Genomic DNA, 26,868 nt, shown 5'->3' with positions numbered 1-26,868 from the left:
CTCCCCCATCGACCCGAACGGGAAGCCATGAAAGTCGCCATCGCCGGTGCCGGCGCAGTCGGCAGATCCATTGCACGCGAGTTGATCCGAAGCGAGCACGAGGTGATGCTCCTCGAACGCAAACTCGACCACGTCGATCAGGCCGCGGTACCCGAGGCCGAATGGGTGCTCGCGGACGCCTGTGAGTTGAGTCTGCTCGAGGCCGCCCATCTCGAGAACTACGACGTGGTGATCGCCGCTACCGGCGACGACAAGGCGAACCTGGTGCTCAGCTTGCTGGCCAAAACCGAGTTCGGAGTGAACCGCGTGGTGGCCCGCGTCAACGACCCCAGAAACGAATGGCTCTTCGATGCAGCCTGGGGTGTCGATGTCGCAGTCTCGACCCCACGCATGCTGGCGTCACTGGTGGAGGAGGCCGTGTCGGTAGGCGATCTGGTCCACCTGATGACGTTCCGCAAGGGACAGGCAAATCTCGTGGAAATCACTCTGCCCGAGAACACGCCCCTGGCGGGCAAGCCGGTACGCAAGCTCCAGCTACCGCGGGACGCAGCACTGGTGACGATTCTTCGCGGTGGCCGTGTCATCGTTCCGCAGCACGACGATCCGCTCGAAGGCGGTGACGAGTTGCTCTTCGTCGCGGCGAAAGAGGTGGAGGACGAACTACGTGCTGCGGTCGGTCTGACCTGACGGCAGCTCGTCGGCCTGTTCGTCGTTCGATGCGAGGTCGAGCGCTCGATCTGCCTGACGCACCGCCCACAGAGTCACCAGTAGGGCTACGCCGGTCAGGGGCCACCCCATCCCGATCCGTGCCACCGCGAGCCAGCCGGTCTGGTCCGAGTCGTAGAGCTGGGACTGAACGATGTAGCGCGCAGCGAACACCGACGCCCAGGCGATGGTGGCCACGTCGTAGTAACGAACCGCAGACCGCTCCCGACGCCACGACGTTCCCTTGCCGTTGAGGTAACCCCAGATGACGCCGACGAGCGGCCACCGGGCGAGAACCGACAGCACGAACGCCCCGCCGTAGACGAGTGATGTATAGATGCCGAACAGGAAGTAGCCCTTGGCGTCCCCGGTGCGGTACGCGATGAAAGCGCAGATGCCGACGCCGAAGAATCCGGAGATGGCCGGTTGTATCGGGCTGCGGCGTACCAGACGCCACACCAGAACGGCCGCGGCGACACCCAACGCCGCCCACAGAGCGACCGACAGGCCGAAGTAGCTGTTGAACGGGACGAAGACGACCACGGGCAGTGTGGAATACACCAATCCGCTCACACCGCCGAGCTGCTCGAGCACGGTGGGGGCGGCGGTCTTCACGGCGTCCGGCGTCGACGTGTCGGGTACCGGTTCCGGCATGCTCGACGTTCTCGGGTGCGGCACTGCATCGTCGCTGTTCGTCACGAGAACGAGAGTGCCATACCGGGGACGATCAGTTGTCGTCGCGCAGTTCGTAGTACGGGTTGTAGACGATCTTGCGCCCATCGCGTTCGCCGACCCGGCCACGCACCAGGACCGTCTTGCCCGGCTCGATTCCGGCAATCTTGCGCCGGCCGATCCACAGGAGAGTCACCGTGTCGGTGCCGTCGAAGAACTCCGCTTCGATGTTGGCGTTCGCGGCCTTGGAACACGCTTCGACGCTGCGTAGACGACCCAACATCGTGACCTCTTCGCCACGCGAGCAATCGCAGGCGCGTCGGGCTCCGGACGCTTCGGAGGATTCGGCCATCTCCTCGGCGTCGAGCTGATCGATGTCCTCGGTCAACTTTCGCGTCAAACGGCGAAAGTATCCTGCGGCAGCGGGTGCCATTGTGCGCTCCTGCGGGTGGGGGTCGTCTCGCAGCTCCACTCCTGGGAGCAGTTGCGGCGACCTGGGAGTTTCCCTCGTCATAGCTGGTACTTCGCCACTGTAGACCCGATCCGGCGCGCTGACCAACCACCGCCACGCCGTCGAACGGGGGCGTGCACAATCGTCTCGTGCACACCCGATTCGAGACCTCCACCGCGATCGTTCTACCGGGGACGGGATCGGACGCGCAGTTCGCGCAGGAGGCATTCGGGCAGGCGTTCGACGTTGTGGGATTGACCACTGTCGCCGTGGAACCCGACCCGACCGGCGTGGTGAGGAGCTACCTCGGTGCCCTCGACGACGCTGTACGCGCGCACGGTCCCGTCGTGGTCGCCGGAATCTCGCTGGGTGCAGCCGTCGCGGCGCACTGGGCCGAACGCAACCGCTCGAGTGTCGTCGCGTTGGCGCTGGCGCTGCCGGCGTGGACGGGCGATCCCACCGGCTCACCGGCTGCACTGAGTGCACGGTTCACGGCTGGGTCGCTTCGCGAACACGGGCTCGACAGCGTCACGGCGACCATGGCCGAGTCGAGCCCAGAATGGCTCGCGCGCACCCTGGCGCGATCCTGGGCGTCGCAGTGGCCGGCACTCCCCCGCGCGCTGGACGAGGCGGCCTCGTACCGAGGCCCGGAATTGGACCGTCTCGCGCGGATCGACGCGCCGACCGTCGTGGTCGGCGCGATCGACGACCCGGTGCATCCGATCGCGGTGGCGGAGCAGTGGGCTCGCGCCCTACCGAGAGGCGTACTGCGGACCGTGACATTGACGGATATCGGACTCGACCCGGGGGTCCTGGGCCGAGAAGCCGTCGACGCTCTGACCGCGGCACTCGACGGCTGACGCCGATCAGCCCCCCAGTTGCTGAATCGCCGATCCGGACGCCCCGCGGCGCGGAGCGCGCTCGGCACCGGGTTGTTCGGCGTCCGGTTGCGGAATCGACTGCTGCTGCGCCGCATCGGTGTTCGCATCAGGGGCAGCAGGCTGCGCCGGCGCGGCCTGCTGCGCTGCTTGCTGCTGCGCAGCAGCCGCCAGTTGCTCGGCCAACACCTGCGGCAGAACCACCGGCAACGGAGTACGCACCGGGTGTGGATCGGTGCCGCGGTCGACGACGGTCTGTCGCAGAATCGAGTGCGCGAGCTGGACCAGGGGCTGCCCCTCCGCCACCGCGCCCGACGGCCCGGCGAGGACGCATCGAACCATCCAGCGATACCCGTCGACACCGATGAAGCGCAGATCGGCGTTGGCGGTGACACCGACCAACTCGCGGCCCCACGGCCCGGTCTCCACGGTCGTCTCGGCCTTGTCGTTGCGGAGCGATGTCGCCAGATCGGCTGCCACCTCGCGCCACTGCCCCGGAGACTTCGGGGCAGCGTAGGCGGCGATGGTGATGCGCCCGAACTGGGTGACGATGTGTACTGCCTGCGGGCTGCCCGCCTGAGACATCTCGACCTGCAGTTGCCCGCCCTCGGGGAGAGGGATCAACACCGAGCCGAGATCCAGCCGGTTCGCCGCGACGCTCTCGCGATCCTCGTCCAGATCACCGAGATCGTGGGGCCCCTCGACGGTGGTGTCCGCGGTCGCATCGTCGTTGTCGTCGTCGCGGCCGTCGACGAATGGCTCCGCGCTGGACGCGGAGGCACTGCCGGCGTCGTTCTTCTTACGCCGTCCGAACATGTTCAGCTCTCTTCTTCTCGGTTGCATTCAGTTCGCTGTACACCGACGACCGTCGCGACAGACGCACTACGTAGGACGTCACTGCACCAGACTCGCATGTCCGCCGGTCGAACCGTGACCGCCGTCCCCTCGAACGGTGTCGTCGAGTCGATCCACTTCGACGAACTCGACCAATTCGACGCGCTGCACCACCAACTGAGCGATTCGATCGCCGCGATCGAGCACGATGGGCGTCCGGAGATCGTGGTTGATCAAGCAGACCTTGATCTCCCCGCGGTATCCAGCGTCGATGGTGCCAGGGGTGTTGACGACCGACAGTCCCGATTTGGCCGCCAGGCCCGAGCGCGGGTGGATCAGCCCCACCATCCCGAGGGGCAGGGCCACCGCAATCCCCGTGCCCACGAGAACCCGTTCGCCCGGAGCGATCGTCACTGGCGCGGTGATCCGCAGATCCACACCCGCGTCACCCTCGTGCGCACGCGTGGGAACCGGTAGATCTGGGTCCAACCGGCGAAGTCGAACCTCCCCGGGGCGGTCCGGGGGCACCTCGAGCTGGTCGCCGGAAAGCGTGTTGCGGGACTCGATGACTTCGTCACTCACGTCGAACGAGACTACGCTGATCTGCTTCGCCGTCGGCGCGGCGACTACCCTGGGTGGGGTGACTGCAGATCGACAGGCCGATCGGGCGAACCCCGAGTCCGACGACCCCACCTCGCGTGCCGGTTCCCCCGGCTCGGAGTCGGTGCTCTACGCCGAACGACTGTGGGTACCCCTCTGGTGGTGGGTGGCCGGCGCAGCGCTGGCGGTACTACTCGCAGCGGAGGTACACATGGGTGCCCCCGGTGTTCGCGCCTGGCTGCCCTACGTGTTGCTCCTGCCCCTGGTCGCCTGGGCTCTGGTGGCGTTCAGCAGGTTACGTGTGCAGGTGGTGGCCACCGATCCGAGCTCTGACTCGACCGGGTCGTCGTCCGCTGGCCTCGAACTACGGGTCGGCAAAGCGCATCTGCCTCTCGATGTCGCGTCCAAGGCAGCCGTGGTGCCCGCGACAGCAAAAAGTGCGGCGCTGGGAAGGCAGCTGGACCCGCTTGCCTTCGTACAGCACCGCACCTGGGTGAAACAGATGGTGATCGTCGTACTGGACGACCCGGACGACCCGACGCCCTACTGGTTGATCAGCACCAAGCGGCCGGAGGATCTACTCGCCGTGCTCAGTGCCCACGGCGTGGAAGCCCGCTGACCCAGCCGTCGGACTCTCGCTGCGAAACCTCACTGCCCGGCCGCTCGGCCGGGCATCGGCTGCCCTCGATCAGGGTCTGCCGTCGATCAGGCAGCGCAGTCCCGGCACATGAGGACACCGTTGGCATCGCTGGCCAGTCGACTGCGGTGGTGCACCAGGAAGCAGCTCGAACAGGTGAATTCGTCCGCCTGCTTGGGAACCACCCGGACCGAAAGCTCTTCGCCGGACAGGTCGGCACCCGGGAGCTCGAAGGACTCGGCGGTGTCTGACTCGTCCACATCGACGACTGCGGACTGCGCCTCGTTGCGGCGAGCCTTCAGTTCTTCGAGAGAGTCCTCCGAGACGTCGTCGGATTCTGTTCTTCTCGGAGCGTCGTAATCGGTTGCCATTGTTCTCGTAACCCCTCATCTTCGTGCGTGTGTGTGGTGGAAGCTGCCGGTGTGGTCGGCTTGTGGCCGTCGGCTGTGAAGAGGGCGCTTGCTCGCTCCCACCGATTTGATTCTCGATCGAACAGGTTCATCACGCGGTGCCGGAAACTACACCGGGTAGTTCCCGAATTCCGCCGGTTGAAACTCGATCGAGATTTCGCTCACCTGATCGACGATTCATCGGCAGCTTTCTGTTTCTTAAGCACTGCGGCCGCCAGACAATAGCCGACGCCGACCCCAAAGCCGAAACCGAATCGCCGATCACTTCATTGCCTCCGTGCACGCCGCATCAACACCGAGATCACCGGCTTCATTCCGCAGTCCGCAGAAGCAGTTCTGCTGCTGGTTTTCGCGGTGCAAACGGGTCGCGCGCACTGCTTTCAGCGAGCTCACGGCCGAGTGTGCCGTCGCCGAGGACCGCGGGCATCTACAGTAGGCACGCGTCGGTGTGAACCGACTCCTTGTACCGGTCTCGGCGACTGCCGACGGAAAGGCGAAGAATCACTGTGGTTTCTCTGATCACCGAAGGCCAGCCGGTCGACGACCGCGGCCGTCCGTTCCGTCGACGCCGCGCACTTCCGATCATCGCCGTGTTCGCAGTACTCGCTCTGCTCGCCGTGGTCGTGTGGGTCAAGGTGTTCACCACCACCGAGACGACATCGGCCACTGCCGAATGCAACACCCCGACCACGACCGCTGCCACCGACGGAACGCAGCCGGTTGCCCTCGGCGAGGAAGTCGACCCGACGACACTTCTCGACGTCGAGCCTGCCGCCCTGTCGGCATCGAAGGTACGAGTGTTCAACGCCAACGGCGAACGCGGCCAAGCTGCACACGTGGCGGCTCAGCTCAGTGACTACGGCTTCGCGAGTGCTCCGGACGTGCAGGTGGGCAACGATCCCGTCTACGTCGACCAGAACATGCAGTGCCAAGGCCAGATCCGATTCGGATCCGCGGGTATCGGTGCCGCGAGCGCGGTATGGCTCCTCGCACCGTGTGCAGAACTCATCGAGGACTCGAGAACCGACGACTCGGTGGATCTGGCACTCGGCACCTACTTCAGCGAGATTCAGCCGAACGACGACGCAGAGGAAGTGCTACGCACGCTGGCGGGCGCAGCCCCCGGTGCCGCGCCGCAGCCCCTCGACCCCGATCTGCTCGCCGCCGCGCGCCAGTCTCGTTGCTGAGTCGATCGCGCTGCTGAGACGGTTGCACTGCTGAGACGGACCAGTCCGTCAGCTCGGAATCGGATCGAGTGCGCCGACGAGTCGTAGGGCGGCAGTCAGGGGTTCGGCGATTCCCGGGGCCATCGCCACGGTGACGACTCCGTCCGCACTCGTCGACGTCGCTGCGGGCACATCGACGAGGGCTCCGGCCTCGGCAGCGATCAGCGACCCCGCCGCCCAGTCCCACGGGCTGAGCCCGTGCTCGAAGTGTGCGTCGACGGCACCGGACGCGACCATGCACAGATCCAATGCTGCAGAACCGATTCGGCGAATATCTCGCACCTTCGGCAGCAGTTCGGCGATGATCGCGCCCTGCGCCGCGCGGCGTCGTGATCCGTACCCGAATCCGGTGGCCAACAACGTCATCGACAATTCGGTCACACCCGAACACTGCAGCCGTTCGATACGACCGTCTGCGTACCGAGCCGTCGCCCCATGCCCCTGCGCGGCCGAATAGACCACATCGCGGGCCACGTCGACGACGGCCCCTGCCACGCTCTCTCCGTCGATCTGCGCGGCGACAGAGACCGCGTACGCGGGAATGCCGTACATGAAATTGACGGTTCCGTCGATCGGATCCAGCACCCACCGAACTCCGTCGACGGATTCGTCTCCGCCACCTTCCTCCTCACCGAGGACGGAATCGGTGGGACGCAGCCGCGCCAACAATTCGCGAAGAACACGTTCGGTTTCGGTGTCCACGACGGTGACCGGATCGGTCGGTGTGCTCTTGGACTGCACGGCACCTGCCTCCGCAGCGGGACTGCCACCGAACACCTGCGGACGACGCGTTCGCACGTGTTCGGCTGCCTCCGTGGCAACCCGAACGGCGACCCCGCGCAGTGCCTCCACATCACGTGTCGTCGGTTCGGTATCCGACCGTTCTACGGTTGCCGGCGTCTGCGGCAATTGCTCAGTGGCGGTGTGGGTCTGCGTTCCGTCATGTTTCGGCACGCGTACATCGCAACACACTTCGCCGGCGCGGCACCACCGCGGCACTCGGCGGGCCGTCCGCTACAGCGTCGGCGTCACGCCGACGAACGGACGGCACTATTGTTCCGAAGCGACGGCACACACGAATTCGATCAGGCCAGGAGCGGCATCGACATGACACAGCCAGGTTCGGACAACAGCACCGCGGCGACGGCCGAGCGTCACGGGTTCGGCGTCGACGTCGGTGGCAGCGGCATCAAGGGCGGCATCGTCGACCTGAACACCGGTGAGCTCGTGGGCGATCGCTACAAGATCGAGACGCCTCAGCCCTCGACCCCCGACGCCGTCGCGCGGACCGTGGCCGAGATCGTCGCTCATTTCGAGTGGACCGGACCGATCGGCGTCACTCTGCCCGCGGTGGTCACCAACGGTGTGGCTCGTTCGGCCGCCAACATCGACAAGAGCTGGATCGACACCGATGCGCGCGCACTGTTCGCGAAGGCCATCGGAAACGAGAACATCACCGTCCTCAACGACGCGGATGCCGCCGGGGTCGCCGAGGACAAGTACGGCGGCGGCAAGGGCAAGGACGGGGTCGTCGTTCTGCTCACGTTCGGCACCGGGATCGGTTCCGCCGTTCTGCACAACGGGGTTCTGCTGCCGAACACCGAGTTCGGACACATGGAGATCGGTGGCAAGGAAGCCGAGCATCGCGCGGCGTCCTCGGTGAAGGAGAACAAGGGGCTGTCCTACAAGGAATGGGCAAAAGAGGTCTCCACCGTGCTCGCGACGTTCGAGGCGCTGCTGTGGCCCGACCTGTTCATTGCCGGTGGCGGAATCAGTCGCAAGAGCGAGAAGTGGATTCCCCACCTGACCAACCGAACTCCGGTGGTCCCCGCGACCCTGCTGAACACGGCGGGCATCGTCGGAGCGGCCCTCGCTGCGGACAGTGCCGTCGCGTCTGCCGAGACCGGTACATCGGCTGGATCTCCGCACTGACACGCGGTGTCGCCACCTGCGAAGGACGAGGGTAGGTAACAAACTCCTGAGAGGTCGTTACAATGGTGTGTGCCGGTACGCAGCCGGCCGAATCCGAAGACCTCTCCGCCGGAAACAACTCTGGCGTGACGCCGCACGACTTCGTCACGAAAGGGCGTACGTGGCAGCCACCGATATCCGTCAGACCGTAGATTCCGAACCTGGAACTACGACACCTGAACCTGCTGTCAAGGCACCCGCCGCGAAGGCACCGGCTAAGAAGGCACCGGCCAAACGCGCCGCCGCCAAGAAGGCACCGGCCAAGAAGGCCGCAGCGAAGAAGACAGCAGCTCCCGCCACCGGCGATGACGTCGACGAGAGCACCCCGGGAATCGAAGACATCGACATCTCCGAAGGTGATCTCGCCGCCGCAGCGAACGACGTCGTCGAGGTCGTCGCCGCAGGCGACGACACCGAAGAAGACGCAACGAGCGAGCCGACCGCCGAGGACAAGGCGTCGGGAGACTTCGTCTGGGACGAAGAGGAATCCGAAGCGCTGCGTCAGGCCCGCAAGGACGCCGAGCTCACCGCATCGGCGGACTCGGTCCGCGCGTACCTCAAGCAGATCGGCAAGGTCGCCCTTCTCAACGCCGAGGAAGAGGTCGAGCTCGCCAAGCGGATCGAGGCAGGACTGTTCGCCGTCGAGAAGATGCGCGAGTCCGCGGAGAAGGGCGAGAAGCTCCCCGTCGCCCAGCGGCGTGACATGACCTGGATCTGCCGTGACGGCAACCGCGCCAAGAACCACCTGCTCGAGGCAAACCTCCGCCTCGTCGTATCGCTGGCCAAGCGCTACACGGGCCGCGGCATGGCGTTCCTGGATCTCATCCAGGAGGGCAACCTGGGTCTGATTCGCGCAGTCGAGAAGTTCGACTACACCAAGGGCTACAAGTTCTCGACGTATGCCACCTGGTGGATCCGCCAGGCCATCACTCGTGCCATGGCAGACCAGGCCCGCACCATTCGTATCCCGGTGCACATGGTCGAGGTCATCAACAAGCTCGGACGCATCCAGCGTGAGCTCCTGCAGGATCTGGGCCGCGAGCCCACTCCCGAAGAACTCGCCAAGGAGATGGACATCACGCCCGAGAAGGTGCTGGAGATCCAGCAGTACGCTCGCGAGCCGATTTCCCTCGACCAGACCATCGGTGACGAGGGTGACAGCCAGCTCGGGGACTTCATCGAGGACTCCGAAGCTGTCGTCGCGGTCGACGCGGTGTCGTTCACGCTTCTGCAGGATCAGCTTCAGTCGGTGCTCGAGACGCTCTCCGAGCGAGAAGCAGGCGTGGTCCGCCTGCGCTTCGGCCTCACCGATGGACAGCCCCGCACCCTCGACGAGATCGGGCAGGTGTACGGAGTCACCCGCGAGCGAATTCGTCAGATCGAGTCCAAGACGATGTCGAAGCTGCGGCACCCGTCGCGGTCCCAGGTTCTGCGCGACTACCTGGACTGACAATCTTCGAACGACAAGCGACCGTCGATCTTCGGATCGGCGGTCGCTTCTCGTTGCTGGCGACTGCCAGGCTTTCGGTCAGAGCACGGGCGTCCCGAAATCCCCGGCTGGCCCCGGTCGGTACTCGACGGCGGCAGTGACGGCCACGAGCGGTAGCGGTCCGTACAGGTGCGGAAACAGCATCGACTGCGGGTCGGACGGCACACCCGGCTCCCACTGCACCGGCGCACTCAACCGCGCTGGGTCCAGCGCCAGCAGCACCAGATCGGTGCGTCCTGGGAAGAGCCGGTTCGCGGGCAGATGCACCTGCTCGGGCGTGGAGAGGTGAACGAAACCCAGTTCGGCGAACGACTCCGGCGTGTACTCGGTACCGCCCCGGATTCTCGACCACTCCTCCGTGGTGCACAGATGTACGAGGACGTCGGTTCGTTCGGTCACACCGCCATTGTGCCGGGTTCTCGGGGCCTCGTGTCCCCTACCCCGCGCGTCCCCGAGCCGTGTCCTGGAAGTCAGGGCGGGGGCAGCGTGGGTGCCCCACCGCGCGTTCGGCCCGGCAGGCCGCCGAGCACCACTGCGGCGATGACGGCAAGGATTCCCAGGGACTCGAGCAGCGTCGGCACCTGGGTCAGCACCACGGCACCGACGACAGTCGCGGTCGCGGGCAGCAACGCCAACAGCAACGCGAAGCGAGCCCGACCCACTCGGACCAGGACGTACTGGTCGAGAACGTACGGAACGACGCTCGACAGCAATCCGACGCCCAGGCCCAGAACCCAGATGCGCCAGTCGCTCAGAACGTCGGTGTGCGCGAATGCGAACGGTGCGAACAGCGGCACGGCGAGAACCACCGATGCGATTCCGAAACCGGCGGCCATGTCGTCGAGCCCCTGCCCGGCGTCGGCCACGGACTTGCCCAGCACGATGTACGCCGCCCACAGAGCCGCCGAACCGAGCGCGAACGCGATTCCGATCAATCCCACCTCGCCGCCCTCGAACTGAGCCGACGCGATGGCAGCAACGCCGGCGACCACCAGAACGACCGCGAGTGCATCGGTGAGCTTCCGAGATCCTGCTGCGGCGACGACGATCGGGCCCAGAAACTCGATGGCGACCGCCGCACCCAGGGGCAGCCGAGCGATGGCCTCGTAGAACATCACGTTCATGCCGATGGTGGCCGCTCCGAACGCGGCAGCGGTCACCGCGCGTCGTACCGTCCATGCGGATCCGGCACCGCCGCGTCGACGCCACGGCCTGCGCCAGGCGATCAGGACGACAGCGGCACCGAAGCCCCGCAGCCACGCCACCGCAGCCGGGTTCACCGTGTCGAACAGGAACACTCCGATGGCCGCACCGACGTACATGCATACGGCACCGATCACGAACAGCGACGGGATACCCAGCCTCGAAGCGCCGGACAGTGAAGAAGAAGTCGAAGCCACACCGGGACCCTACTGCCGCCACCCGTCCCATTCCGTATCAGCTGTCAGCGAACAGGATCCACGGCGTTCCTGCTCGTAGGACATGTTTCGTGTTAGTGACAACACAAAGAAACGCGCTCGGGAACAACGCGTGACCGCCATACGTCTGACAGAGTGAACGAACCGCGCCATACCGACGCGGCGGACCGGCCCCAGGCGAACGGGACATACCCGCAAGCCAGTACGGAGGAGTCATGCCCGGAACATTGACCAGCCCACAATTGACAGCAGCGGACCGGTGCGACCGGTGCGGTGCAGGGGCTCGCGCGCGTGTCGTGCTCTCGACCGGTGGAGAGCTTCTCTTCTGCGGTCACCACGCCACCGAGCACGAAGCCCGCTTGCGTGAAGTGAACGCAACGGTGATGACCGAATCGGACTCCACGGTGTAACCCCACCGACTCGTCGGGGGACGCCAGTTCGCCACAGCTGTACCGATACAACTGCATCAACGCGCGATCACAACGACGGACGGTCTCTGGACCGTCCGTCGTTGTCGTGTCACCGGCACAGTCCGCCGGCAGCACTCGTCCGTCGGGTGCTACATCTTGCGCAACTGTGCGATTCGCTCACCCAGCTGCTCCGCCGATGCCATCGCCGTCGGCGGGCCACCGCAGATTCGACGCAGATCGCCGTGAATGACGCCGTGCGGCTTCCCCGTCCGGTGGTGGTACACCGCAACCAAACTGTTCAATTCCCGCCTCAGGCCGGCCAACTGGCCGGCACTGGTGGCCCTGTCGTTGACGACGGCAGGCGCGGGGACCGCCGGGCCCGCAGCGGGTTTGTCGATCTGCTCCTGCTGACGCTGGCGAAGCAGGTCGCGCATCTGCGTCGCGTCGAGCAGGCCGGGGAGCCCGAGATAGTCGGCTTCTTCGTCGCTGCCCGAGAACGTCGCGGTCCCGAACGAGGACCCGTCGTAGATCACCTGATCGAGCTCGGCATCCGCGCCGAGGGAGGTGTACGCCTTCTCTTCCTCGCCCAGCTCGTCCTTCTGCTTGTTGGCGTCGGCCAGCAGCTCGTCGTCGAAGCCGTCCTTCTCGCGGTGGGGCTTGCCGAGAATATGGTCGCGCTGAGCCTCGAGCTGTGAGGCGAGGTCGAGGAGGACCGGTACCGACGGCAGGAAGACGCTCGCCGTCTCGCCCTTGCGGCGTGATCGCACGAAACGGCCGATTGCCTGCGCGAAGTACAGCGGAGTTGATGCACTGGTGGCGTAGACGCCGACGGCGAGACGCGGAACGTCGACACCCTCGGACACCATGCGAACGGCAACCATCCACCGCTGATCACTCTTGCCGAACTCGGCGATACGAGCCGAGGATGTGGGGTCGTCGGAGAGGACGAGGGTCGGCGTCTCCCCCGTGATCACCTCGATCAGCTTGGCGTAGGCCCGCGCCACCGTCTGGTCGGTTGCGATCACGAGACCACCTGCGTCGGGCATACCGCCCGACCGCAACTGTGCCAATCGTGTGTTCGCAGCCAACAGCACCGCGGGCATCCAGTCGCCCTGCGGGTCGAGGGCGGTACGCCACGCCCGTGCGGTCTGCTCCGCATTCAGCGGCTCGCCCAACCGAGCGGTGTACTCCTCGCCTGCGCTGTCCCGCCACCGTGCCTCCCCGGAATACGCGAGGAAGACGACCGGGCGAACGACTCCGTCGGCGAGGGCGTCGGAGTAGCCGTACGCGTGATCGGCCTTCGACCGCATCAGGCCGTCCTGATCCGGTTCGTAATTGACGAACGGAATGGGACTGTCGTCGCTGCGGAACGGAGTACCCGTCAACGCAAGGCGTCGGGTGGCGTCGCCGAACGCTTCGCGGATGCCCTCGCCCCAGCTCTTCGCGTCACCACCGTGGTGGATCTCGTCGAGGATCACCAGAGTCTTGCGGGCCTCCGTGCGCACTCGGTGCTTGAACGGATGCGAGGCGATCTGCGCGTAGGTCACCACCACACCGTGGTAGTCACTCGAGGTCTGCCCGGTCGAGTTGGAGAAGCGCGAGTCCAACGCGATGCCCACCCGCGCCGCCGACTCGGCCCACTGATGCTTGAGGTGCTCGGTGGGTGCCACCACCGTCACCTGATCGACGGTGCGGTGCGCGAGCAGTTCGGCGGCGACGCGCAGGGCGAACGTGGTCTTACCTGCACCCGGGGTCGCCACCGCCAGGAAATCCTTGGGCGAGGCGACGAGATACTTCGTCAGCGCGCGTCGCTGCCAGGCACGTAGCGGTGCCCCGCCGGCGACGGGCGCAGCCGTCTGATCGGTGGATGGTGGTGTGGGATCGAACATGTCAGCGCTCACTGGCCGCCGGTTCCTGGCATCGATGTAAATTCCTCGCGCTCTCGGTAGCCCTGCAGTGTCCGCCGAGGAGCCTATCGCTCCGTACCGACGGATCCCGCATCGCTGGGGTGATGTCGGACGCGACACGGCGCGTCGGTCGTTAGGCGAAGTCGGCATCGGTCAGGAATGCTGGAGGCACCATGAGCGAGTCTGCAGGCCCAACTCCCACACCGCCGCGATTGTCGGCGAGAAACCCGCTACGTGCGGTGTGGAAAGTGACTCTGCGCACGCTCGGCAAGGCCTGGGACGATTCGATCTTCAGCAAGGCCGCGACCGCCGCCTTCTGGCAGACGCTGTCGCTACCTCCCCTTCTGCTCGGGGTGCTGGGCAGTCTCGGTTTCGTCGGAGGATGGTTCGGCCCCAACACCGTCGACATCATCGAGTCGAAGATCATCACCTTCAGCAACACGCTCTTCAGCAGCAGTGTCGTCGATCAGATCATCGCGCCGACCGTCCGAGACGTCCTCGCACAGGGCAGCGGTGAAATCGTCTCGGTCGGCTTTCTGCTCTCGCTGTGGGCGGGCTCGTCGGCGATCTCGACGTTCGTGGACTCCATCGTCGAAGCACACGGGCAGGCCGACGCTCGAAATCCCGTCTGGCAGCGGTTCTTCGCGCTGCTCCTGTACGTCGGCTTCCTGATCATCGCGGTGTTCGTGCTTCCGCTCGTCGCACTCGGACCGGTGTACGTCCAGCAGATATTGCCCGATTCGTGGCTGACCGTCGGCAGCGAACTCGTCGACTTCCTGTACTACCCGGCCGTCGGCTTGCTGCTGATCATCGGACTGACCACGTTGTACAAGCTGGCGTTGCACACGTCACTGCCCTGGCATCGTCTGCTCGGCGGAGCACTGCTGGCCGGGGTGTTCTTCATGATTGCCAGCGCCGTACTCCGCCGGTACCTGACCTGGGTCACCAGCACCGGCTACACCTACGGTGCGCTGGCAACTCCGATCGCGTTTCTGCTCTTCACGTTCTTTCTCGGCTTCGCCGTGGTCCTCGGAGCCGAGTTCAACGCGACGATCCAGGAGTTCTGGCCGGCCAGAGCAACCCGAATGGATCAAATGCGTGAGTGGCTCGCAGCGCAGGCAGCGGCGGACGACAAGCCGTCGGGACCGGTGACCGCGGTAGCGCGGCGTCTGGCCACAGGCCCGATCAAAGTGGTCGGCGATCGGCAGCGATCCGACCGGCCCGAACCGTCTCAGTGACGGTCGGGTCCGGCGGAGTCACCCTCGAACGTGAGCCGTCACTCGCCCTTCTTGAGGCCCTCGTAGACCTTCTTGCAGTCCGGGCACACCGGTGAGCCCGGTTTTGCAGACTTGGTGACCGGAAACACCTCGCCGCACAGCGCTACCACATGGGTACCCATGACGGCGCTCTCGGCGATCTTGTTCTTCTTGACGTAATGGAAGAATTTCGGCCGGTCATCGTCGGTGGTTTCGTCCGGAGCGATGTCGGGACGGTCCTTCGTCTGAGTGCTCATGAACACAGATTAATCCGTCGCCACACTGTGTTCGAACCGGTCGCACAGCTCGTCGTATGCAATCTGTGAGCGGTAGTGCCACAGTGGAGGTATGACGAGAACCCCAGGGTTCGACGGAAGCGCGTACAGCGACTCGCCGGATGGGCCCGTCCTGATCACCGAGGCGCAACAGTCGGTGGAAGAGCAGCACAAAGCGCGTGTCCGCAAGTACATGTTCATCATGTCCTTCCGCATACCGGCCTTGGTGCTCGCTGCACTGGCATACGGAATGTGGATGAACCCATGGATATCCATGGCGATCGTCGGTCTGTCCATTCCGCTCCCATGGATGGCGGTGTTGATCGCGAACGATCGGCCGCCGCGTACCAAGGACGAAATGAGCCGGTACGACTACCGGACCATCGACAGTCCGGCCATCGAATCGAGCAATCACCGCGTGATCGAAGCCGGCGAGGACTGACAGGAAGCCGACAGGCGGTGCGACACTTGCTCGGTGAACGCACAGATTTCTCTCTCCCCACTGGTCGCTGCCGCCGCTGCCCTCCGTGAAGCCTTCGATCGCGCGGGTTACGACGCCGACGGCGTCCTGAGGTTGCTGGGCTCCGACGCCCACGCCGCACTGGGACGCAGCGAACCGGTACCGGTCCGCAATGCGAGCCTCGGCGGCGGAGATCTGGGTGTCCTGGTGCGATTGTTCCTGCTGGTCGACGACTGCCCCGAGGACGAGGTCGCGGCCGCTCTCGCACCGCTGACCGTCCCCGAAGCCATCTCGGCCGGCATTCTCACTCGTACCGGATCCACGGTGCGCACCCTGCTCGACATCCGGCCCCTCGACGCCGGGCACGGAACCCGGTGGATCGTCTCCGATCCCGACGGCAGCATGCGCGTCGCCGACACGGCCACCGATCATGTGCTCGGCGTCGGCCAGGCGTCGCTGTCGTTGTTGCGCGGTACACCGACCTCGCCAGTGGACACCGTCCTCGACGTCGGGACCGGATGCGGCGTCCAAGCCGTCCACGCGTGCGACTACGCAACGACGGTGACCGCGACCGACATCAGCCCGCGTTCGATGGATCTGGCGGCAGCGACGACGGCCCTCAACGGTCTCGACGTCGAATTGCTGCACGGTTCGTGGTTCGAGCCGGTGGCCGGACGTACGTTCGATAGGATCGTCGCCAATCCCCCGTTCGTCGTGGGACGCGCCGAAGTACTGCACTCGTACCGAGATTCCGGCCTCGACCTCGACGGCGCGAGCGCGTTGATGATCGCCCAGGCACCCGGGCACCTCACCCTCGGTGGGACTGCTGCCATCCTCGCGTCGTGGGTGCACCTCGAGGGCGAGGACTGGCGTACGAGAGTGGCGTCCTGGCTTCCCGCCCACGGCGTCGACGCGTGGGTGGTCGAGCGTGACGTGGCAGACCCCGCTCTGTATGTGGGCACCTGGATGCGCGACGGCGGTCTGGACCCGCGCGACCCCGATGCGGCCGCGGTGGCCCAGTCCTGGCTCGATCATTTCGCCGCCGCGGGTGTCGAGGGCGTCGGTTTCGGGTTCGTCTATCTACGCAAGACGGACTCTCCGACGGATCTGCTCGCCGAGGAGTTGACGCACGGGTTCTCCGACCCGCTCGGGAACGAGTCGCTCGAGTATTTCTCTCGGCTCGAGTGGCTCCGTGACAACGACATTCTCGACTCGGTACTGACTCTCGACCCCAACACCGCGCTCGAACGGGTGTTTCTTCCCGGCGACGAGGGCTGGGCTCCGGTGGCGATCCGTGTCCACCGGGGAAACGGACCACAGTGGCAGCACGACGTCGACGAGCTCGGTGCCGCGCTTCTGGCGGGCCTGCGTCCGGATGGGCTCGCGGTGGGCGAACTGGTCGAGCTGCTCGCCGCCGCGCACGGTGAGGATGCCGACGAACTGGCGGGGCATGCGGTGACGCTGATGCAGGGTCTGGTGCGGCACGGACTCGTGTTGCCGGCTCGCTGAACGGGCCTGGGGCTGCGCTGCCGTTCCCGCTGCGAACGTTCTCAGCAACTTCTCAGGACGGACCCGCCGTATTCCCTGGTCAGGCGGGTATCACAAGGATCGGCGTGGGAACTTATCGGAGTGTCCCGAGCGTTGAACCTGTGAGACACCACCGACCAGGAGGCAAGTCATGACCAGCCCCAGCACCACGATTCGTCCGCGGCCCACCGATGCCGATCTGGACGCCCAGAGCCCAGCAGCCGATCTCGTTCGCGTGTACCTCAACGGCATCGGCCGCACCGCGTTGCTGACGGCTGAAGAAGAGGTCGACCTGGCCAAGAGGATCGAGGCAGGTCTGTACGCCAAGCAGGTTCTCGAGAACACGAAACGGTTGAGCGCAGTCAAGAAGCGCAACCTGGCCATCATCGTGCGGGACGGAAGCGCGGCGCGCAGCCATCTGCTCGAAGCAAACCTCCGGTTGGTCGTCTCGCTCGCCAAGCGCTACACAGGTCGCGGAATGCCGTTGCTCGACCTGATCCAGGAGGGCAACCTGGGCCTGATTCGCGCCATGGAAAAGTTCGACTACGCGAAGGGCTTCAAGTTCTCGACCTACGCAACGTGGTGGATCCGTCAGGCCATCACTCGCGGCATGGCAGATCAGAGCCGAACGATTCGGCTCCCTGTCCACCTCGTCGAGCAGGTCAACAAACTCGCCCGGATCAAGCGGGAGCTGCATCAGCAGCTCGGACGCGAGGCAACCGACGAAGAGTTGTCGAGTGAATCGGGCATCGCAGTCGAGAAGATTGCGGATCTGCTCGACCACAGCCGGGATCCGGTCAGCCTCGACATGCCGGTGGGTAGCGACGAGGAAGCGCCGCTGGGTGACTTCATCGAGGACTCGGAAGCCACGTCCGCCGAGAACGCCGTCATCGCCGGGCTGCTGCACAGCGATGTTCGCGTCGTGCTCGGTACCCTCGACGAACGTGAGCAGCAGGTCATTCGTCTGCGCTACGGCTTGGACGACGGCCAGCCGCGCACCCTCGATCAGATCGGCAAGCTCTTCGGACTGTCTCGCGAGCGCGTACGTCAGATCGAGCGCGAGGTGATGGTCAAGCTTCGCCAGGGTGACCGCGCCGAGAAGTTGCGTTCGTACGCCAGCTGATTCCGGTTCTCCGACCGGTGGAGCGACGGTGACCACTCCCGTTCGCGCCATCCGACGCGGTGGCCGAACCGACGTTCTTTCCCCTCGGGACGTCGGCTCGGTCGCCGCTTCTCTCGTTTTCGGCGACGCAGTCCTCGTCAACGCAATCGTCGAGGACCCAGGTCTGCCTTCGTCGGTTCGGGCCCGATTCGTACTCGCGCATCGGTGATGTATGCGCCGTCGGCGGATGCCAGCACCGGTTCGCAAGAAATCTCACGGATGTCGGGAATGTCCTCGGCCAGCGCAGATATGCGCTGGACGAGGTCGATCAGCGCACTCTTGTTGACCGGCACGGCGTTTCGGTAGCCCGACAGCAGCGGGGCAGCCTTCGGCGCGTCGATCAACTGTGCCGCTTCGTCCTCGGTCAACGGCAGCACACGGTAGGCACGGTCGCCCAACAGATCCGAGATCACTCCGGCCAGACCGAACGAGATGAGCGATCCGAACGACGGGTCGTCCTGAACCCGCACCACGCAGCCGATTCCCTTGACTGCCATGCGCTGGACGTGCAGTAGCGGCTCTCCGGACTCGGCCGCCAGGTTGCGGTATGCCACACGGACTGCCGAGGCGTCGGCGACGTCCAAGCGAACACCGCCCAGATCGGGCCGGTGCCGCCACCGCTTCCCTGTCGCCTTCACGGCAACCGGGTACCCCAGTTCGTCGGCCGCCGCGACGGCCTCGTTCTCGTCGGTGACGGCGCGGAACGCCACGACATCGAGGCCGTAACAGGCCAACAGCTCGGCAGTCTCGAAATCCGACAGCCAGCGCCCTTGGCCACCTGCCGAACGCCAATCCCGGACCAGCTGCTTGGCGCGATCGCCGTCGATGCTCTTGGGCCGAACCAGATTCGACACCGGCCGTGAGCGCCACGACGAATACCGCCACGCGGCAGCGAGTGCCGCCACGGCTCGTTCGGGGCTCGAGTACGACGGAACCGAGCCCCGAACCGGGTGCCCGCCGGGCCCGCGTACAGCCAGCACATCCGGGATACCTTCGGTGGCAAGGAATGTCGACAGCACCGGCTTGTCGGATCCCCGGACCGCATTGCCCAGCGCAGTCGCGAACGGTTCTACCTCGACCGCGACCGGGGGCACGAACACGACGATCACTGCATCGATGTCGGAGGCGGCCAGTGCCGACGAGACGGCCGCGGCAAAATCCTCGGGACCGGCCTGCGGTCCGACGTCGGTCGGGATATCGGCATGCAAGCCTTTGGCGCGAGCGGCGTCGACGGCCAGGACTCCCAGGGCCGTGGAGTTGCCCACGACGGCCACGCGTGGGCCGGCCGGCAAGGGTTGGTTGCCGAACAGTACTGCACAGTCGAACAGTTCAGAGATGGTGTCGACCTGGATCACTCCGGCTTGGGCGAACAACGCTCGGACGATGGAATCGTCGATGTCGGCACCGATGGCGTGTGCGGGTGGTACGGCTCCGCGGCCGCTCTTGACCGCGATGATCGGCTTGCTGCGCGCGACCCGTCGAGCGATTCGGGTGAATTTGCGGGGATTTCCGAAGCTCTCCAGGTACAGCAGGATCACCTCGGTCGCCGGGTCGGAGTCCCAGTACTGCAACAGGTCGTTGCCCGAGACGTCCGCTCGGTTGCCGGCAGAGACGAACGTCGACAGACCCAGTCGGCGATTGGCTGCCTCGTCGAGAATTGCGATGCCGAGCGCGCCGGACTGGCAGAAGAAGCCGACGTTGCCCGGGGTCGGCAGATGCGGCGCCAATGTGGCGTTCAACCCGAACTCAGGGTCGGTGTTCGCGACGCCGAGCGCGTTGGGCCCGATCAATCGCATCCCGTGGGCACGGGCGGCGAGCACCAGCCTGCGCTCGCTCTCCTGCCCCGCAGGCCCGGTCTCGCCGAATCCACCCGACACCACGAGCAGCGCTTTGACACCTTTGTCCAGGCAGTCGTCGAGCACCGCGTCGATGGCATCGGCCGGAACCGCCGCGATAGCAAGGTCGACCGGGTCCGGGATGTCGTGCACCGTGGCGTACGCGCGCACACCGCGCACCGAGCGGTGGTCGGCGTTGACGGGGTACACCGGGCCCGTGAAGTTACCGGCGAGCAGGTTCGCCAGCACCGCGTTGCCCACCTTGGAGCTGTCGGTCGATGCGCCGATCACGGCGACCGATCGAGGGCTGAGTACGTTGCGAACGCTACGGGCCTCGGCTGCGCGCTCGCGAGAGTTCCGCACCGACAGCAATGCCTCGCTCGGATCGATCGCGAATTCCAGCCGTAGGACGCCGCCCTCGAAGGAACGGCTGACCTGATATCCGGCCTCCCGGAACACGGTGACCATGTTGCGGTTTTCGGCAAGTACCTCGGCGACGAACATGTTGACGCCGTTCTCGGCGGCCGCTCCCGCAAGGTGCTCGAGCAGGATGGGTCCGAGTCCGCGGCCCTGGTGGGCGTCGGCGACGACGAATGCAACCTCGGCCGAGTTGCCGTCGCCCTCGGGTAGCCGCTCGTAACGGCCGACCGCGATGATGTCGTCGCCCAGTACTGCAACGAAGGCCACGCGGTCGTGATGGTCGACAGTGGTGAAGTTCAGAACGTCCCGCTGCGGCATCGTCGGATAGGGGCCGAAGTACCGAAGGTATCTGGTGCGCTCCGACAGTCGTCCGTGAAAAGCCACGATGGCCTCGGAGTCCGAGGGCACGATGGGCCGCAGGTGCACGACGCCGCCGTCCGACGTGAGAACGTCGGCGACCCAGTGCCGCGGAAACTCTGTTTCCGCGCGCTCTCGCGCCAGTTCCTTGCTGCTCTTCTCGTCTGTCGCGGCGGCCTGTTCGGCGGCCGGGTCGGTACCGGTGGAATCAGTCACGCGGGTCCTCCGGATCGAGTCCGAGCAGCGGAAACACTGCTCGACGAGTGGCGATGATGGCCGAGTCGACGCGTTCGAGTGCCCGGTCGGTGCCGTCCGTTCCGGCCAACGATCCGCCGGGACCGTCCCAGGCGGGATAGTCGACATCCCCACCGTCGCCCATGGTCTGGGGCAGATCCACGCTCGGTGCCATGGTTCTCACTCGCTCGCGCCAGGTGTCGGGTAGGGGTGCCATCGGATCGATGTCGCGGCCGAGGGCAGCGGCGATCAGATGAGTCCAGGCCCGTGGAACCACCCGAACGAGGCCGTACCCGCCTCCCCCGACGGCCAACCACCGACCCTCCGAGTATCGGTCCGCAAGGTCGCGCATCGCCAGGAAGGCCGCATTCTGCCCGTCGACGGTGAGCGCGAGATCTGCAAGCGGATCCTCGCGGTGACTGTCGACGCCGCATTGACTGACGATGATCTGCGGCCGGAACGCTCCGATCGCGCCCGGAACGATCGCATGAAATGCACGGAGCCAGAGCCGATCCGCGGTACCGGGCAGCAGCGGGACGTTGATCGAGGAACCCTCGCCGCGTTCGGTTCCTACCTCCGTCGACCATCCGGTGTTCGGCCACAGTGTTGCCGGGTGCTGGTGCAGCGAAACCGTCAGAACCCGAGGATCACCGAGAAACGCTGCTTGGACGCCGTCGCCGTGGTGTGCGTCGACGTCGATGTAGGCGATGCGATCGAACCCGTTGTCCAGCAACCACGAAATCGCGATGGCGGCGTCGTTGTAGACGCAGAAGCCCGAGGCCCAATCGGCCATCGCGTGGTGCATTCCACCGCCGATACTCACGGCTCTCCTGGCCCGCCCCGACGCGATCTCCCGCGCGGCCGCCAAGGAGCCGCCGGTCAGCATCGCGCTGGCTTCGTGCATGTGCTCGAACACCGGGTTGTCGTCGGAACCGAGACCGTGGACGACGTCGTCGGGGTCTCGCAGGGCCGGACCCTGCGACGGCGCGCGCTTGACGGCCTCGATGTACGCGCTGGTATGAAAGCGCAGCAGCTCCGAGTCCGGTGCCGCCGACGGTTCGACGAGCTCCACGCCCGCCAACACACCGAGATCGGTGGCGAGGGCCATCGTCAGATCGAGCCGCGTCGGGTTCATCGGATGGTCGTCGCTCCACCGGTAACCGAGATAGTCCGCGCTCCACACGACGATGTCCTCGGGACGGTTCGGAATGGATACGGCGGCGCGTGTCGCCTGATCAGACATACGGACAAAACTACGTTGCCGCGCGGGATGGTGTTGCCGGGTTCCGGTGTTGTCTTCGGTACCCGGTTGTGACGCGCCACGGCGAGCGGCTTCCGGGGTTGTGATGCGCCGCGCCCGCCGCCATCGGGTGCAGCGCCGATTCAGAGCCGCTGACGGTAGGATCGAACCCGACGAAGGGGTTGAGTGTGAAGGATCTGGTCGACACCACGGAGATGTACCTCCGGACGATCTACGATTTGGAAGAAGAAGGCGTCATCCCGCTCCGCGCGCGGATCGCCGAGCGGCTGGAGCAGAGTGGTCCCACCGTCAGTCAGACCGTCGCCCGAATGGAGCGCGACGGTCTTCTGTCCGTCGCCGGCGACCGGCATCTGGAGCTGACCGAGAAGGGCCGCAGCTTGGCCGTCGCGGTCATGCGCAAGCACCGTCTCGCGGAGCGTCTGCTCGTCGACATCATCGGACTGCGCTGGGAAGATGTGCACGCCGAGGCGTGCCGTTGGGAACACGTGATGAGCGAGGAGGTCGAGCGCCGGTTGGTCACCGTGCTGAACAACCCGACGACCTCGCCCTACGGTAATCCGATCCCTGGTCTGGCGGAGCTGGGTCTGGGTCAGACGACACTGGCACCGGAGGCTCTCATTCGTCTCACCGACGTACCGCTCGGCGAGCCTACGGCGGTCGTCGTCCGCCGCTTGGCCGAGCACGTTCAGTCCGACCCCGAGGTCATCGCTCAGCTACGCGAGGCGGGCGTGGTTCCCGATGCCCGGGTTACAGTCGAAGCCAAGCCCGGGTCGGTGACGATCACGGTGCCAGGACACAGTGGTGTCGACATATCCGACGAAATGGCGCATGCCGTTCAGGTGAAGAAGGTCTGATCTCTTCCCACGGACGGCCTCTGCCGCGTGTGAGGGAGATCGAACAGTGAAGCTTCTCGTTACCGGTGGTGCAGGGTACGTCGGCAGTGTGTGCGCGGCGGTACTCGACGAACGCGGCCATGAGGTCGTCGTCGTGGACAACCTGTCCACCGGTAATCGGGATGCCGTTCCCGCCGGGGCCACTTTCGTCGAGGGTGACATCAAAGACGTCGCGGCGGAAGTATTGACGGGCGGCGACTTCGATGCAGTTCTGCATTTCGCAGCGCAGTCGTTGGTGGGCGAGTCGGTTGTGTCGCCGGACAAGTACTGGAGTGGGAACGTAGTGACGTCCCTGGCTCTTCTGGACGCGATCCGGTCCTCCGGCACCCCCAAGTTGGTGTTCTCCTCCACCGCGGCCACCTACGGTGAGCCCGAGAAGACTCCCATCACCGAGGACGACCCCACCCGTCCCACCAACCCGTACGGTGCGACCAAACTCGCGATCGACCACGCCATCACCTCGTATGCAGCGGCCTACGGTCTCGCCGCTACCAGTCTGAGGTACTTCAACGTGGCCGGCGCATACAAGGGTTTCGGTGAGAACCGCGTCGTCGAGACCCATCTCATCCCCCTCGTATTACAGGTCGCCCTCGGTCAGCGAGAGAAGATCTCGGTGTTCGGCACGGACTGGCCCACTCCCGACGGCACAGCCGTCCGCGATTACATCCACGTCGCCGATCTCGCCGAAGCGCACATCCTCGCCGTCGATGCCGCCCAGCCCGGTCGGCACTCCATCTACAACCTCGGTAGCGGAACGGGATTCTCCGTCGACGAGGTCATCTCGTCGTGCAAGCGCGTCACCGGACTGCCCATTGCCGTCGAACATGCGCCTCGCAGACTCGGTGATCCGGCCGTGCTGATTGCATCGAGCGCCCGTGCCGTCGAGGAACTGCACTGGACGCCGGAGTTGACCGATCTCGATCGCATCGTGTCCGATGCGTGGGACTTTCTGCAGCAGCTCGGCGACCGTTCTCACGCGGCTCGCTGAGCAGACTCCAGATCAGCGCCGACCGAACGGGTCGCCCGGTAGCCGAATGCCACAGGCTCGCGCACAGGCGAACCCACTCTCGGCGACTTCGCGAACCAGGGCAGGACTGGCACCGACACCGAGCGACCGGTCCAACAGCGACGCCAAACTGTGGGAGCTGTCTGCCTTCAGGGCCGCATCGATCGCGATTCGGGCCATCGGTCCGTCTCCTCGCACGTAGGCACTGAACGCGAGAAGTGTTGCTGCTATTGCTCTTTCGCGGTTCGGAACCACACGGACGAGGTGCGCCCAGAATTCCTCGACGACATCTGCATCCTCACCGAGAGTCAGTGCCAGAACCGCGTCCCGGACCTGCACATGCCCGATCGCGACGGCGACCCGCGCGAAGTCGGTGGTCTCGAGCTCGGAGTCGTAGGGAGACCGCGCGAGGTAGGACAACACCGCTGTCAGGTGGTCGGTCAGCGACAGTGCATCGCTGCGCCGAAACCTTGCCATCTCGGCGGCGACTGCCTGCACCGTCTCGACCGGGCCGGGTGCGATGAATTCGGCGAGCTCGTCTCTCGATCCTCGCACCGGATAGCCGCCCAGCACTCTGGCCACCGTCAGCGGCGATGCCGTCGGATCGGCGATACGACCGTGCTGCCGTGGGCCCTGTAGCGACCACCAGTGCGCGGCATCGGCAATGGCCGAGGTTGCGAAGGCGGCTTCGAGCCGCACACCGAACGTCGGGAGGGTGACCTCGAGCTCGTTCACCAGATCCTGAACGTCGAGTGTGTAGTGCGTTCGCTCGTTGCGGCCGAGTCTGTCGTCGACGAACACAGCGATCACCGAGACGATGTTCTCGAATGCGCAGTAGCCCGCCAGGTAGTCGATGACGTCGAGCATGTCCGGCGTGGCGCGAGTGTCGCTACCCGCACGTCGATCGGTGTGTTCGCCGGCCAGCACGAGGTCGTGCCGCATCGTCGGGCCGATGCTGGTGCCGCCGTCCTCGAGCGCGATCAGCACCATCGATCGATGGGGATCGAAGCCGAGCATCGCCGGGATCGCGGCCAACAGTTCGCTCGCGTCACCGATCCGTACGCGGTGTCGACCGGAGAAGGGGTCGTGGGAGTTCGTCGGTGTGTACATGCCTCGAAGTCTTACGAGGCTCCGTGGTGTCTTCCCGGCTCGACCAGGGGCCGAGCAGCACCCTGTGCATGCCGGACTCTCTGTGGATGAAACGGCGTCCACCCGCCTCCGCCGAGCGGACCGTGTCGGTCGGCTCTGCTAGAGAGGCCGCCACCGCGGCGGGAGAACGTCAGCTCTGGTTCACCTTCTGCACCGCGGCCGTGAACAGCTCGTCCAACGTCATTGCATCGGGTGTGGCGGACCCGAAGGACATGAATGTCGCCGAGATCCGCACGCCGTCGACCTGCGCCATCAGGGTCAACATCGACTGGGTGACGGCATCCCCGCCGGTGCCCGACGAGACGGTCTGTCGGACGGCGAGTGTGTCGTCAGCGTCTATCGGCGGTGCGGGTGTCAGCGTGGACGTGACCGTGGAGGTGGCACCGGACTTGGTTGCGGTCACTTCGCCGCACTGTTCGAGCTGCTCTTTGCGCGCCGAGAGCGGCTGGTCGACAGCGGTCAGTTCGATGGAGATCGTGGATCGACTGTCGTTGTCGGTGCCGACGATCATCGCCGTACCGGTCGGGCCGAAGTCCTGGTCCGCTGGTTTGCACCCCGCCGGGCTGACCTCGGCACCGGCCGGTATTCCGCTGAGATCGGGAGCGGCCTGCGAGATGGCCTGCTGGGGCAAAACCAACGCGTCGTACGGGGCCGGGAAGCTCGCCGGGTCGATGAGCAGTGTGTTCAGGTCCGTGCCGGGCTGCGATGCGGTGGTGCCACCGGCAGTGGGCTCGGCTGTTCCGGTGACGGTGGAGCTGCACCCCACCAGCACGAATGCTCCGATCGCCGCCGACGTGGCAGCGATGGTCAGGCGGGTCTGTGCGGCGCGGCTCACGTGAAGTCCTCTTCGAGTTCGTGGGGACGCCGCAGCGAGCGCTTCGGCGTCCCCACCACTGTCTCATTCCACCTACCTCGAACGCGGCAGGCGAGCTACGGCAGTGTCGTCGGTGTCAGTTCCCGCGGGCGATCCATTCTTCGAGGTGCGGGGACTCGTCCCCGATACTCGTTCCGTCTCCGTGCCCGGTGTTGACCCGGGTCTCGGCGGGCAACGCGAACAACCGATCCCGGATCGAGCCGATGATCGTCGGGAAATCCGAATACGACCGCCCCGTCGCCCCTGGCCCACCGGAGAACAACGTGTCCCCCGAGAACAACTGACCGGCCTCGGGCAGATACAGACAACTCGACCCCGGCGAATGACCGGGAGTGTGCAACGCCACGATCTCCGTCCCCGCGACGGTGATCCGCTGACCGTCCTCGAGCACCGAATGCCCGATGCCCGGATGCGTCTGCTCCCACAACACATCATCGGCCGGATGCAGCAGAATCGGCGCATCCAACTCCCCCGACAACTGCGGCGCGACCGTCACATGATCGTTGTGACCATGCGTACACACGATCGCCCGCACAGCACGACCGGCGACC

The 26,868-nt window shown here is 65.7% G+C and carries 28 protein-coding genes; 13 read left to right on the top strand and 15 right to left on the bottom strand.

The features are described from left to right. Positions 1 to 27: 27 nt before the first annotated feature. Positions 28 to 687 (top strand): potassium channel family protein, encoded by a 660-nt coding sequence (locus RFA01S_RS11415; protein ID WP_032365054.1) that lies wholly within the window; start codon positions 28 to 30, stop codon positions 685 to 687. Here RFA01S_RS11415 and RFA01S_RS11410 read toward each other — a convergent pair. Both RFA01S_RS11410 and RFA01S_RS11405 read right to left on the bottom strand, forming a co-directional pair. Further along, positions 661 to 1,359: a DUF3159 domain-containing protein gene (locus RFA01S_RS11410; protein WP_051365378.1), complete on the bottom strand. Its 699-nt coding sequence runs from the start codon at positions 1,357 to 1,359 to the stop codon at positions 661 to 663. The genes RFA01S_RS11415 and RFA01S_RS11410 overlap by 27 nt on opposite strands. A 73-nt stretch (positions 1,360 to 1,432) precedes the next feature. Continuing rightward, positions 1,433 to 1,810, bottom strand: coding sequence for an OB-fold nucleic acid binding domain-containing protein (locus tag RFA01S_RS11405; RefSeq protein WP_027496896.1), 378 nt, complete (start codon positions 1,808 to 1,810; stop codon positions 1,433 to 1,435). A gap of 167 nt (positions 1,811 to 1,977) precedes the next feature. On the opposite strand from RFA01S_RS11405, the gene RFA01S_RS11400 reads away from it, so the two are divergent. After that, a complete protein-coding gene (locus RFA01S_RS11400; RefSeq protein ID WP_032370617.1) occupies positions 1,978 to 2,688 on the top strand; it encodes an alpha/beta fold hydrolase in 711 nt (236 codons plus the stop codon). A 6-nt stretch (positions 2,689 to 2,694) separates the two neighbouring features. Here the strand turns inward: RFA01S_RS11400 and RFA01S_RS11395 are convergent, their stop codons facing one another. Then, positions 2,695 to 3,522: a DUF3710 domain-containing protein gene (locus tag RFA01S_RS11395; protein ID WP_032370445.1), complete on the bottom strand. Its 828-nt coding sequence runs from the start codon at positions 3,520 to 3,522 to the stop codon at positions 2,695 to 2,697. Between the two features lie 78 nt (positions 3,523 to 3,600). Next, complete coding sequence (gene dut, locus RFA01S_RS11390; protein WP_027496893.1) at positions 3,601 to 4,068, bottom strand: dUTP diphosphatase; 468 nt, start codon at positions 4,066 to 4,068, stop codon at positions 3,601 to 3,603. A gap of 196 nt (positions 4,069 to 4,264) precedes the next feature. On the opposite strand from dut, the gene RFA01S_RS11385 reads away from it, so the two are divergent. Further along, on the top strand, positions 4,265 to 4,759 hold the full coding sequence (locus RFA01S_RS11385; RefSeq protein ID WP_032370616.1) for a DUF3093 domain-containing protein: 495 nt from the start codon (positions 4,265 to 4,267) through the stop codon (positions 4,757 to 4,759). Between the two features lie 86 nt (positions 4,760 to 4,845). Here the strand turns inward: RFA01S_RS11385 and RFA01S_RS11380 are convergent, their stop codons facing one another. Next, positions 4,846 to 5,148, bottom strand: coding sequence for a DUF4193 domain-containing protein (locus RFA01S_RS11380; protein WP_027496891.1), 303 nt, complete (start codon positions 5,146 to 5,148; stop codon positions 4,846 to 4,848). Between the two features lie 545 nt (positions 5,149 to 5,693). On the opposite strand from RFA01S_RS11380, the gene cei reads away from it, so the two are divergent. After that, positions 5,694 to 6,374, top strand: a complete 681-nt coding sequence (gene cei / locus RFA01S_RS11375) for an envelope integrity protein Cei (protein ID WP_027496890.1) — start codon at positions 5,694 to 5,696, stop codon at positions 6,372 to 6,374. A gap of 48 nt (positions 6,375 to 6,422) precedes the next feature. Here cei and RFA01S_RS11370 read toward each other — a convergent pair whose 3' ends face one another. Continuing rightward, a complete protein-coding gene (locus tag RFA01S_RS11370) occupies positions 6,423 to 7,322 on the bottom strand; it encodes an inositol monophosphatase family protein (protein ID WP_371829099.1) in 900 nt (299 codons plus the stop codon). A 198-nt stretch (positions 7,323 to 7,520) separates the two neighbouring features. Between RFA01S_RS11370 and ppgK the strand changes: the two genes are divergently transcribed. Both ppgK and RFA01S_RS11360 read left to right on the top strand, forming a co-directional pair. Further along, the gene (gene ppgK / locus RFA01S_RS11365; RefSeq protein ID WP_048318496.1) at positions 7,521 to 8,345 is read left to right on the top strand and encodes a polyphosphate--glucose phosphotransferase; all 825 of its coding nucleotides are present in this window, start codon (positions 7,521 to 7,523) and stop codon (positions 8,343 to 8,345) included. A gap of 160 nt (positions 8,346 to 8,505) precedes the next feature. Continuing rightward, on the top strand, positions 8,506 to 9,834 hold the full coding sequence (locus tag RFA01S_RS11360) for an RNA polymerase sigma factor (RefSeq protein WP_032408314.1): 1,329 nt from the start codon (positions 8,506 to 8,508) through the stop codon (positions 9,832 to 9,834). Between the two features lie 78 nt (positions 9,835 to 9,912). Here the strand turns inward: RFA01S_RS11360 and RFA01S_RS11355 are convergent, their stop codons facing one another. Continuing rightward, the gene (locus RFA01S_RS11355; protein ID WP_027496886.1) at positions 9,913 to 10,272 is read right to left on the bottom strand and encodes a DUF952 domain-containing protein; all 360 of its coding nucleotides are present in this window, start codon (positions 10,270 to 10,272) and stop codon (positions 9,913 to 9,915) included. A gap of 71 nt (positions 10,273 to 10,343) precedes the next feature. Next, positions 10,344 to 11,273 (bottom strand): EamA family transporter, encoded by a 930-nt coding sequence (locus tag RFA01S_RS11350; RefSeq protein ID WP_052053313.1) that lies wholly within the window; start codon positions 11,271 to 11,273, stop codon positions 10,344 to 10,346. 233 nt (positions 11,274 to 11,506) lie between these two features. Between RFA01S_RS11350 and RFA01S_RS11345 the strand changes: the two genes are divergently transcribed. Then, a complete protein-coding gene (locus RFA01S_RS11345) occupies positions 11,507 to 11,701 on the top strand; it encodes a DUF7455 domain-containing protein (protein WP_027496884.1) in 195 nt (64 codons plus the stop codon). A gap of 149 nt (positions 11,702 to 11,850) precedes the next feature. On the opposite strand, the gene RFA01S_RS11340 is transcribed toward RFA01S_RS11345, so the two are convergent. Continuing rightward, the gene (locus tag RFA01S_RS11340) at positions 11,851 to 13,590 is read right to left on the bottom strand and encodes a DEAD/DEAH box helicase (RefSeq protein WP_027496883.1); all 1,740 of its coding nucleotides are present in this window, start codon (positions 13,588 to 13,590) and stop codon (positions 11,851 to 11,853) included. A gap of 191 nt (positions 13,591 to 13,781) precedes the next feature. Here RFA01S_RS11340 and RFA01S_RS11335 point away from each other — a divergent pair, with 191 nt between their 5' ends. Next, complete coding sequence (locus tag RFA01S_RS11335) at positions 13,782 to 14,846, top strand: YihY/virulence factor BrkB family protein (RefSeq protein WP_045841788.1); 1,065 nt, start codon at positions 13,782 to 13,784, stop codon at positions 14,844 to 14,846. Positions 14,847 to 14,884: 38 nt separating this feature from the next. Here the strand turns inward: RFA01S_RS11335 and RFA01S_RS11330 are convergent, their stop codons facing one another. Next, positions 14,885 to 15,121: a DUF3039 domain-containing protein gene (locus tag RFA01S_RS11330; RefSeq protein WP_027496881.1), complete on the bottom strand. Its 237-nt coding sequence runs from the start codon at positions 15,119 to 15,121 to the stop codon at positions 14,885 to 14,887. A gap of 91 nt (positions 15,122 to 15,212) precedes the next feature. On the opposite strand from RFA01S_RS11330, the gene RFA01S_RS11325 reads away from it, so the two are divergent. The 3 genes from RFA01S_RS11325 to RFA01S_RS11315 all read left to right on the top strand — a co-directional run bounded on the left by RFA01S_RS11325 (position 15,213) and on the right by RFA01S_RS11315 (position 18,249). Continuing rightward, positions 15,213 to 15,581: a DUF3099 domain-containing protein gene (locus RFA01S_RS11325; RefSeq protein WP_027496880.1), complete on the top strand. Its 369-nt coding sequence runs from the start codon at positions 15,213 to 15,215 to the stop codon at positions 15,579 to 15,581. A gap of 45 nt (positions 15,582 to 15,626) precedes the next feature. Then, positions 15,627 to 17,108, top strand: a complete 1,482-nt coding sequence (locus tag RFA01S_RS11320; protein ID WP_032408500.1) for a DUF7782 domain-containing protein — start codon at positions 15,627 to 15,629, stop codon at positions 17,106 to 17,108. A 169-nt stretch (positions 17,109 to 17,277) separates the two neighbouring features. Then, complete coding sequence (locus tag RFA01S_RS11315; RefSeq protein ID WP_027496878.1) at positions 17,278 to 18,249, top strand: sigma-70 family RNA polymerase sigma factor; 972 nt, start codon at positions 17,278 to 17,280, stop codon at positions 18,247 to 18,249. Positions 18,250 to 18,386: 137 nt separating this feature from the next. On the opposite strand, the gene RFA01S_RS11310 is transcribed toward RFA01S_RS11315, so the two are convergent. Continuing rightward, the gene (locus RFA01S_RS11310) at positions 18,387 to 21,044 is read right to left on the bottom strand and encodes a bifunctional acetate--CoA ligase family protein/GNAT family N-acetyltransferase (protein ID WP_027496877.1); all 2,658 of its coding nucleotides are present in this window, start codon (positions 21,042 to 21,044) and stop codon (positions 18,387 to 18,389) included. Between the two features lie 64 nt (positions 21,045 to 21,108). Beyond that, complete coding sequence (locus tag RFA01S_RS11305; protein ID WP_052054723.1) at positions 21,109 to 22,377, bottom strand: acetoin utilization protein AcuC; 1,269 nt, start codon at positions 22,375 to 22,377, stop codon at positions 21,109 to 21,111. Positions 22,378 to 22,562: 185 nt separating this feature from the next. Here RFA01S_RS11305 and RFA01S_RS11300 point away from each other — a divergent pair, with 185 nt between their 5' ends. Further along, on the top strand, positions 22,563 to 23,249 hold the full coding sequence (locus RFA01S_RS11300) for an iron-dependent transcriptional repressor DtxR (RefSeq protein ID WP_027496875.1): 687 nt from the start codon (positions 22,563 to 22,565) through the stop codon (positions 23,247 to 23,249). Between the two features lie 46 nt (positions 23,250 to 23,295). Then, a complete protein-coding gene (galE, locus tag RFA01S_RS11295) occupies positions 23,296 to 24,276 on the top strand; it encodes a UDP-glucose 4-epimerase GalE (protein ID WP_032387297.1) in 981 nt (326 codons plus the stop codon). Between the two features lie 12 nt (positions 24,277 to 24,288). Here the strand turns inward: galE and RFA01S_RS11290 are convergent, their stop codons facing one another. The 3 genes from RFA01S_RS11290 to RFA01S_RS11280 all read right to left on the bottom strand — a co-directional run. Then, complete coding sequence (locus tag RFA01S_RS11290) at positions 24,289 to 25,404, bottom strand: DUF4192 domain-containing protein (RefSeq protein ID WP_032382126.1); 1,116 nt, start codon at positions 25,402 to 25,404, stop codon at positions 24,289 to 24,291. A 169-nt stretch (positions 25,405 to 25,573) separates the two neighbouring features. Then, complete coding sequence (locus RFA01S_RS11285) at positions 25,574 to 26,248, bottom strand: DUF5642 family protein (RefSeq protein ID WP_371129016.1); 675 nt, start codon at positions 26,246 to 26,248, stop codon at positions 25,574 to 25,576. A 145-nt stretch (positions 26,249 to 26,393) separates the two neighbouring features. Continuing rightward, positions 26,394 to 26,868, bottom strand: a 475-nt coding sequence (locus RFA01S_RS11280; protein ID WP_072692081.1) for an MBL fold metallo-hydrolase, incomplete at its 5' end; no start/stop codon positions are given.

The sequence above is a fragment of the Rhodococcoides fascians NBRC 12155 = LMG 3623 genome, assembly GCF_001894785.1.
In the GTDB taxonomy this organism is placed as follows: Bacteria; Actinomycetota; Actinomycetes; order Mycobacteriales; family Mycobacteriaceae; genus Rhodococcoides; species Rhodococcoides fascians.
The sequence above is the reverse complement of the archived record's forward strand: the minus strand, read 5'-3'. Positions and strand labels throughout refer to the sequence as shown.

Bases quoted from the DNA above. Each gene is read 5' to 3' on its own strand.
- RFA01S_RS11325 (WP_027496880.1), top strand. From the start codon at position 15,213: ATGACGAGAACCCCAGGGTTCGACGGAAGCGCGTACAGCGACTCGCCG.
- RFA01S_RS11290 (WP_032382126.1), bottom strand. From the start codon at position 25,404: ATGTACACACCGACGAACTCCCACGACCCCTTCTCCGGTCGACACCGC.
- RFA01S_RS11330 (WP_027496881.1), bottom strand. From the start codon at position 15,121: ATGAGCACTCAGACGAAGGACCGTCCCGACATCGCTCCGGACGAAACC.
- RFA01S_RS11335 (WP_045841788.1), top strand. From the start codon at position 13,782: ATGAGCGAGTCTGCAGGCCCAACTCCCACACCGCCGCGATTGTCGGCG.
- RFA01S_RS11410 (WP_051365378.1), bottom strand. From the start codon at position 1,359: ATGCCGGAACCGGTACCCGACACGTCGACGCCGGACGCCGTGAAGACC.
- RFA01S_RS11395 (WP_032370445.1), bottom strand. From the start codon at position 3,522: ATGTTCGGACGGCGTAAGAAGAACGACGCCGGCAGTGCCTCCGCGTCC.
- RFA01S_RS11305 (WP_052054723.1), bottom strand. From the start codon at position 22,377: ATGTCTGATCAGGCGACACGCGCCGCCGTATCCATTCCGAACCGTCCC.
- RFA01S_RS11405 (WP_027496896.1), bottom strand. From the start codon at position 1,810: ATGGCACCCGCTGCCGCAGGATACTTTCGCCGTTTGACGCGAAAGTTG.
- RFA01S_RS11380 (WP_027496891.1), bottom strand. From the start codon at position 5,148: ATGGCAACCGATTACGACGCTCCGAGAAGAACAGAATCCGACGACGTC.
- RFA01S_RS11315 (WP_027496878.1), top strand. From the start codon at position 17,278: ATGACCAGCCCCAGCACCACGATTCGTCCGCGGCCCACCGATGCCGAT.
- RFA01S_RS11340 (WP_027496883.1), bottom strand. From the start codon at position 13,590: ATGTTCGATCCCACACCACCATCCACCGATCAGACGGCTGCGCCCGTC.
- RFA01S_RS11415 (WP_032365054.1), top strand. From the start codon at position 28: ATGAAAGTCGCCATCGCCGGTGCCGGCGCAGTCGGCAGATCCATTGCA.
- ppgK (WP_048318496.1), top strand. From the start codon at position 7,521: ATGACACAGCCAGGTTCGGACAACAGCACCGCGGCGACGGCCGAGCGT.
- RFA01S_RS11345 (WP_027496884.1), top strand. From the start codon at position 11,507: ATGCCCGGAACATTGACCAGCCCACAATTGACAGCAGCGGACCGGTGC.